At 71.4% G+C, this 7490-nt stretch carries 6 protein-coding genes; 3 read left to right on the top strand and 3 right to left on the bottom strand.

Translation table 11 applies throughout. From position 1 onward, the window contains the following. Positions 1–345: 345 nt before the first annotated feature. Positions 346–2346 carry an acetoacetate--CoA ligase gene (locus tag ACFVST_RS29000; RefSeq protein ID WP_390156573.1) on the top strand — a complete coding sequence of 667 codons (2001 nt, stop codon included), beginning with the start codon at positions 346–348 and terminating at the stop codon, positions 2344–2346. A 91-nt stretch (positions 2347–2437) separates the two neighbouring features. Here ACFVST_RS29000 and ACFVST_RS28995 read toward each other — a convergent pair whose 3' ends face one another. Then, positions 2438–2917: an aminotransferase class I/II-fold pyridoxal phosphate-dependent enzyme gene (locus ACFVST_RS28995; protein ID WP_390156572.1), complete on the bottom strand. Its 480-nt coding sequence runs from the start codon at positions 2915–2917 to the stop codon at positions 2438–2440. Between ACFVST_RS28995 and ACFVST_RS28990 the strand changes: the two genes are divergently transcribed. Both ACFVST_RS28990 and ACFVST_RS28985 read left to right on the top strand, forming a co-directional pair. Further along, positions 2918–3769, top strand: a complete 852-nt coding sequence (locus ACFVST_RS28990) for a hypothetical protein (RefSeq protein ID WP_390156571.1) — start codon at positions 2918–2920, stop codon at positions 3767–3769. Positions 3770–3791: 22 nt separating this feature from the next. Next, positions 3792–4784 carry a hypothetical protein gene (locus tag ACFVST_RS28985; protein WP_390156570.1) on the top strand — a complete coding sequence of 331 codons (993 nt, stop codon included), beginning with the start codon at positions 3792–3794 and terminating at the stop codon, positions 4782–4784. An 89-nt stretch (positions 4785–4873) separates the two neighbouring features. Here ACFVST_RS28985 and ptsP read toward each other — a convergent pair whose 3' ends face one another. Together ptsP and ACFVST_RS28975 are read right to left on the bottom strand one after the other, a co-directional pair. Next, positions 4874–6544: a phosphoenolpyruvate--protein phosphotransferase gene (ptsP, locus tag ACFVST_RS28980; protein ID WP_390156569.1), complete on the bottom strand. Its 1671-nt coding sequence runs from the start codon at positions 6542–6544 to the stop codon at positions 4874–4876. Between the two features lie 101 nt (positions 6545–6645). Further along, the gene (locus tag ACFVST_RS28975) at positions 6646–7095 is read right to left on the bottom strand and encodes a PTS glucose transporter subunit IIA (RefSeq protein WP_390156568.1); all 450 of its coding nucleotides are present in this window, start codon (positions 7093–7095) and stop codon (positions 6646–6648) included. Positions 7096–7490: the final 395 nt, after the last annotated feature.

Below are 7490 nucleotides of genomic sequence, written 5' to 3'. Positions count from 1 at the left end.
AGGAGGGCCAGCAGCAGATGGGCGGGGGTGAGGTCGGGGTGCCCCTCTTTCACGGCCCGGTTGGTGGCCGTGTTGATCGCGCTCCGCCGCCCGGCCCCATATCGAACGCACCAGGTCACGACCGTTCATGGTGATCACCCTGCCATTGGACGCGCCCGCCCCGTGACCCGTTCAACTTCCGTTCATCCGTGGTGTGTGCACCGGCCCCATAACCCCACCCGCAGCCATGTGGCGGGCGCTCTGGTGTGGATGTCGATCACATGGCATCGTCCTGTGCGTCGCTCACGCGCACACCCCAGCCGTGCGCGCCAGCCGCAGACCAGCGCCGAGTCCGGGAGCCGCACCATGTCGCCAGCCTCGCCCGCCACCCCCGAGCCCTCGGCCGCGCCCACGCCCACTCCGCTGTGGCAGCCGGCCCCCGACACCGTCGAGCAGGCCCGGATCACCCGCTTCCAGGCCTGGGCGGCCGAACACCACGGCGCCCCCGCCGAGGGCGGCTACCCTGCGCTGCACCGCTGGTCGGTCGAGCACCTCGACACCTTCTGGGCCGCCGTCGCCGAGTGGTTCGACGTCCGCTTCAGCGCGCCACCGGAGCAGGTGCTCGGCGACCGGTCCATGCCCGGCGCCGAGTGGTTCCCCGGCGCCCGCCTCAACTACGCGGAGCACGCCCTGCGCGCCGCCGCCGACCGCCCCGACGAGCCCGCCCTGCTGTACGTCGACGAGACCCACACCCCGACACCCGTGAGCTGGTCCGAGCTGCGCCGCCAGGTCGGCTCGCTCGCCGCCGAACTCCGCGCCCTCGGGGTGCGCCCCGGCGACCGGGTCAGCGGCTATCTGCCGAACATCCCGCAGGCCGCCACCGCACTCCTCGCCACCGCGGCCGTCGGCGCGGTGTGGACGTCCTGCGCGCCCGACTTCGGCGCCCGCAGCGTCCTGGACCGCTTCCAGCAGGTCGAACCGGTCGTGCTGTTCACCGTCGACGGCTACCGCTACGGCGGCAAGGAGCACGACCGCCGCGACACCGTCGCCGAACTCCGCGCCCAACTCCCCACCCTGCGTGCCGTGGTGCACATCCCGCTGCTCGGCACCGAAGCCCCCGAAGGCGCCCTGGAATGGTCGGCCCTCACCGCCGCCGACACCGAACCGCTCTACGAATCCGTCCCCTTCGACCACCCGCTCTGGGTGCTGTACTCCTCCGGCACCACCGGCCTGCCCAAGGCGATCGTGCAGTCCCAGGGCGGCATCCTGCTGGAACACCTCAAGCAACTCGGTCTGCACTGCGACCTCGGCCCCGCCGACCGCTTCTTCTGGTACACCTCCACCGGCTGGATGATGTGGAACTTCCTCATCTCCGGCCTCCTCACCGGCACCACGATCGTCCTCTACGACGGCAGCCCCGGCTACCCGGACACCGGTGCCCAGTGGCGCGTCGCCGAACGCGCCGGCGCCACCCTCTACGGCACCTCCGCCGCCTATGTCATGGCCTGCCGCAAGGCCGAGGTCCACCCGGGGCGCGACTTCGACCTGTCCACCGTCCGCTGCGTCGCCACCACCGGCTCCCCGCTGCCCCCGGACGGCTTCCGCTGGCTGCACGACGAGGTACGCGACGACCTGTGGATCGCCTCCGTCAGCGGCGGCACCGACGTCTGCTCCTGCTTCGCCGGCGCCGTCCCCACCCTGCCGGTGTACGTGGGGGAGTTGCAGGCAGCCTGCCTCGGCACCAACCTCCAGGCCTGGGACCCGGCGGGCGTCCCGCTCACCGACGAGGTCGGCGAACTCGTGGTCGTCAACCCGATGCCATCCATGCCGATCGGCTTCTGGAACGACCCCGATGGCAGCCGCTACCACGACAGTTACTTCGACACCTATCCCGGTGTCTGGCGCCACGGCGACTGGATCACCCTCACCTCCCGCGGCTCCGTCGTCATCCACGGCCGCTCCGACTCCACCCTCAACCGGCAGGGCGTGCGGATGGGTTCCGCCGACATCTACGAGGCGGTGGAACGCCTCCCGGAGATCCGCGAGTCCCTCGTCATCGGAGTGGAGCAGCCGGACGGCGGCTACTGGATGCCGCTCTTCGTGCACCTCATCCCCGGCAGCACCCTCGACGACGCCCTGCGCGACCGCATCACCACCACCATCCGCGCCCAACTCTCCCCACGGCACGTACCGGACGAGATCATCGAGGTACCCGGCGTCCCGCACACCCTCACCGGCAAGCGCATCGAGGTCCCGGTCAAACGCCTCCTCCAGGGCACCCCCATGGACAAGGCCGTCAACCCGGGCTCCGTCGACAACCTCGACCTCCTCCGCTTCTACGAGGACCTCTCCCGCAAGCGGGGATGACGGGCCTGGGCGGGCGGCCCGGCGCGGGGCCAGGGGCGGGGCCGGTTTCCGGTGAGCCGTCTCCGGCCCCGCCGACCTGTCCTCCCCGGTCTCAACCTCCGTACGTGGCCTGCCCCTCGCCGAGTACGGCGACCAGATCGGCGGCGAGCCGGGCCGCCTCTTCGGGGGTCAGCGAGGCGGCGGTGATCCGCAAGCCGGGCGGTGCGGCGATACGGAAGCGGGCCCCGGCCGCGACCCACCAGCCGTGCGACCGCAGCCCGTTGACCACCGCCGACTCGTCCCGCACCGGCACCCACACATTCATCCCGCTCACCCCGTGCGCCGGCACCTCGCGCGCGGCCAACTCCGCCAGCAGCGCCTCCCGCCGCTCCGCGTAGACCGCGCCCGCCTGCCGCACCAGCGCCTGCGCGTCCCCATCGGTGAGCAGCCCGAGCACCGTCTCCTGGAGCAGATGGCTCACCCAGCCCGAGGTGAGCAGCAGCCGCCCGTCGTGCCGGGCCAGCGTCGTCGGATCACAGGCCGCGGCCGCCCAACGCAGGTCGGCGCCAAGCGACTTGCTGACCGTGCGCACATGCCAGGCCCCCTCAACCGCACGCTCGCCAACTGCGGTTGGGCCATCGGCGGCCTCCTCGCCGCAGCCGCCCTCACCACCGGGGGCACCACCGTCTACACCTGGCTCCTCGCCGGCGACGCCCTCTCCTTCCTCTGCGCCGCCGCCCTCACCGCCCGCTGCGGCGAACCGCCCTCCGCCGCCCGCACCGTCGCCACCTCCGCCGGCCCCGCAACCGCGCCCCGCCCCACCAGCCCCTGGCGCGACCGCACCTACCTCGCCTACACCGCCACCGAAGCCGTCCTCTTCCTGGACGACGCCGTCTTCAAAGTCGGCCTCCCGCTCTGGATCGCCCACGCCACCCACGCCCCCAGCGGCCTCGCCCCACTGCTCATGGTCCTCAGCAACGTCCTGGTCATCGCCCTCCAGGTGCCTCTCGCACGCTTCGGCGCCACCAGCCGAGCCGCCCGCACCCTGCTGCTCCCCGTGGCCGCCTGCTTCACCATCGGAGGCATCGCACTGACCGTATCCGCCGCCACTGACATCGCCGTCGCCGTCACAGCGCTCACCGCGGCGGCCATCGCCTTCACCCTCGCCGAGATCCTGCACGCCACCGCCTCCTGGGAACTCTCCCTCGCCCTCGCCCCCGAACGCAGCCAGGGCGCCTACCTCGGCGTGCACGGCCTGGCCCAGTCCGCCCAGCGCAGCGCCGGCCCCCTCGCCGTCACCGCCGCCATCGCCGCCGGCCCGCTCGGCTGGACCGTCTTCGGCGCCGGCATCGCTCTGACCTGCGTAATCCAGCACCGCCTGGTCCGCGACCACCTCCCCAAACCCTCACTGTCAGTGGCGACCGCTACGGTGAGTGACCATTGATGGAGACAACCCAGGGGGACCCATGAACCACGCCCACCACCAGCCCACCGACCACAACGGCCACCACAGCGGGGACGGCCCCGACCTCACCCACCAGGAGCCCCGAGACCACCCCACCGCCCGGCCCGGCCCCGACGACCGGCCCGACCTGCACCGTGAAGTCGCAGGCACCATCGCCCTGTTGACCGACACCGACGACTTCACCGCCATGCGCCGCTACCGCACCTTCCCCTACGACGACCACCACACCTACCTCCACCACCTCGACGCCCTCCTCACCACCAGGGCCGCCCGCGGCCGCCACACCACCCTCGCCCTCTTCGACCCGGACGACTACGCCGCCTACTGCACCGACACCGGCCTCGACCCCGACACCCCCACCACCCGAGGCCGATACACCGCCCACCTCGCCGCCACCACTGCCACCGTTCCCTACGACGGCCGCCCCCTCAGCGACCTCGTCCCCGACCTCGTCAACGCCGCCGTCCGCCACGCCACTTGGGAGTACGCCACCGAGGCCCTCGCCACCCTCGGCCCCTGCCCCACCTGCCACGACGACATCGGCTGGGCCTGCTACGCACACGCCGGCGAGCTACTCCTGCGCATCCTCACCAGCGCCGGCACCGGCCACCACCACCTGGTATGTAGCGTCGCCACCAACGACCAGACCCTCCTCACCGCCCTCCGCGCAGACACCCCCGCCGGTGCCACCGTCCCCGACGACATCGACCCCACCGAGGCACAGGAGTTCGCCACCCTCCTCGCCCTCGGCATCGCCACCAAGTCCGGCGGCGGTCTCGTCCTACGCACCGCCGGGCGACCCGACGCCCAGGACCGTGTCTGCGGCTGGCGCCTCGACAACGGCCACCTCACCGCCCTCACCGCCTCCGAAGTCTTCGACGCCTACTGCACCGACGCCGAATCCGGCGACCTCCTCTCCCCGGAACCAGGCCTCGACTACACCCCGCCCCCCACCCTCGGCACCGAGACCCCACCACCCCCGCACCACCATTGACCGCGGGGGCACATAAAGCGGGGGCGCCCCACCCACCGGTGGAACGCCCCCGCACCGCCGGACACCACCGCCCGGCACACCTCGCCCGGTTACTCGCCCGACAACACCGCCTGCGCGGCCGCCCGCGCCTCCTCGGCGGACTCCGCGGCACGCGCCGCCCCGGCAGCCCGCTCACACTGCGCCATCGTGAACTTGGCGAGCGTCGTCCGCACATACGGAATCGACGCTGCCCCCATCGAAAGGGAGGTGACCCCCAGACCCGTCAGCACACATGCCAGCAGCGGATCCGACGCGGCCTCACCGCACACCCCGCAGCTCTTGCCCTCGGCCTTCGCCGCCTCCGCGGACATCGCCACCAGGTCGAGCAGCGCCGGCTGCCACGGGTCCTGCCACCGCGACACCGCACCGACCTGCCGGTCCGCCGCAAAGGTGTACTGCGCCAGGTCGTTGGTCCCCAGCGAAAGGAACTCCACCTCTTGCAGCACCGAACGAGCCCGCAACGCGGCCGACGGAATCTCCACCATCGCGCCGAACTTCGCCTCAAGCCCCGCCGCACGACAGGCGTCGGCGAACGCCCTGGCGTCCGCCCGGTCCGCCACCATCGGCGCCATGACCTCCAGATACACCGGAAGCCCCTTCACCGCCTCGGCCAGCGCGGTCAACTGCGTACGCAGCACCTCCGGGTGGTCCAGCAGCGACCGCAACCCCCGCACGCCCAAAGCCGGGTTGGGCTCCTGGCCCGGCGAGAGAAAGTCCAGCGGCTTGTCGGCACCCGCGTCGAGCACCCGCACCACCACCCGCCCCTCCGGAAACGCCTCCAGCACCTGCCGGTACGCCTCCACCTGCTTCGCCTGCGACGGCGCCTTCGTACTGTCGTCCAGGAAAAGGAACTCGGTACGGAACAGGCCCACGCCCTCCGCCCCCGCCTCCACCGCGGCCGCCACATCCGCCGGGCCGCCCACATTCGCCAGCAGCGGCACCTTGTGCCCGTCCGACGTCGCCCCCGGCCCGGACGACGCCGCCAGCGCCGCCTTCCGCTCCGCCGCCACCGCCTCCAACCGGGCACGCTGCTCGGCCCCCGGCTCCACGAAGACCTCACCGGTGCTGCCGTCCACCGCGATCACGGTGCCCTCGCCCAACTCGACCGCACCCGGCAGCGCCACCACGGCAGGCACCCCGAGCGCCCGCGCCAGAATCGCACTGTGACTCGTCGGCCCGCCCTCCTCGGTGACAAACCCCAGCACCAGCGCCGGGTCGAGCAGCGCCGTGTCCGCCGGCGCCAGATCCCGAGCGATCAGCACATACGGCTGGTCACTGTCCGGCACACCCGGCATCGGCACCCCGAGCAGCCGGGCCACGATCCGGTTCCGCACATCGTCCAGGTCCGCCACCCGGCCCGCGAGATACTCACCCGCACCCGCCAGCAGCTCCCGGTACGAGGCGAACGCGTCATACACCGCACGCTCCGCCGTACTGCCCACCGCGATCCGACGGTCCACATCCGACATCAGCTCGGGGTCCTGCGCTATCAGCGCCTGCGCCTCAAGCACGGCCTGCGCCTCACCGCCGGCCAGATTACCGCGCGCCACCAGATCCGCGGCCACGGCCTCCACGGCCTGCCGCGCCCTGCCCTGCTCGCGCTCGGCCTCTTCCTTGGGAATCTGCTTCGCCGGCGGTTCCAGCACAGCCGTCCCCATATGCCGTACCTCGCCGATCGCCACACCATGGCTCACGCCGACGCCTCGCAGCGTTGTCTCCATCTCACCAGTCTCCGATTGTGCGGCGGCACCAGCCGCCGAAGTGGTCGTCCGCCGACCGCCGTTGAGAGGCGGCATCGGCGCTCACTGTCGTCCGCCGGTGGTCACTGCCAGCCGAAGAGCGCGTCACCGGCCTTGACCTCACCGTCCTCGACAAGAGAGGAGAGGGAGTCGGCCGTGGCCTCAAGCGCCACCACCGGGCAGATCGGAGACTTGCCCGCCGCCTCGACGGCCGCCGGGTCCCAACGCACCACGGCCTGGCCACGGGTGACCCGGTCCCCCTTGTTCACCAGCAGCTCGAAGCCCTCGCCGTTCAACTGCACCGTGTCGATACCGAGATGGGTGAGCACACCATGTCCCTCCGCGTCGACCACGACGAAGGCGTGCGGATGCAGGGAGACGACGATGCCTTCGACGGGAGCGACCGCCTCGGAGCGTTCACGCACCGGATCGACGGCGGTGCCGGGCCCCACCATCGCCCCGGAGAACACCGGGTCGGGCACGGCCGACAGTCCGATGGCACGTCCGGCAAGAGGGGACGTCACGCTGGTCATGGAAGCCTCCCAAAGGGGCTGGTAGATCCGCGTCGCCACTCCCTGTCCTGGACGACGCACTGTTCAGCAGCGTAAGTCATGGGCCCTGACGCTTCCCCATGAGACAACGAGGGTGCACGGGGCCGGATTTGCTCAGCCCACACGGGCCGCTGTACAGTTCTAGGCCTGCCACGGGGCCTACGGAGCTACACAGCACCGATCCCCAGGCAGCACCCAATTCTTCAGATCCTTCTTCGGATCGCTCTTTCTGCATGTCCGCGGAACGACTGGTCAGCACGAAGAAAAAGAACTGATAGAGTCGGAAACACCGAAGGGAACACCCGGAGGAAAGCCCGAGAGTATCTAATGCTTGGGTGAGTACGATGGAAGTGTCCGTTCCTTGAGAACTCAACAGC

This window comes from Streptomyces sp. NPDC058045 (assembly GCF_042885635.1).
In the GTDB taxonomy this organism is placed as follows: Bacteria; Actinomycetota; Actinomycetes; order Streptomycetales; family Streptomycetaceae; genus Streptomyces.
This window is presented reverse-complemented; position numbering and strand designations above follow the sequence as displayed.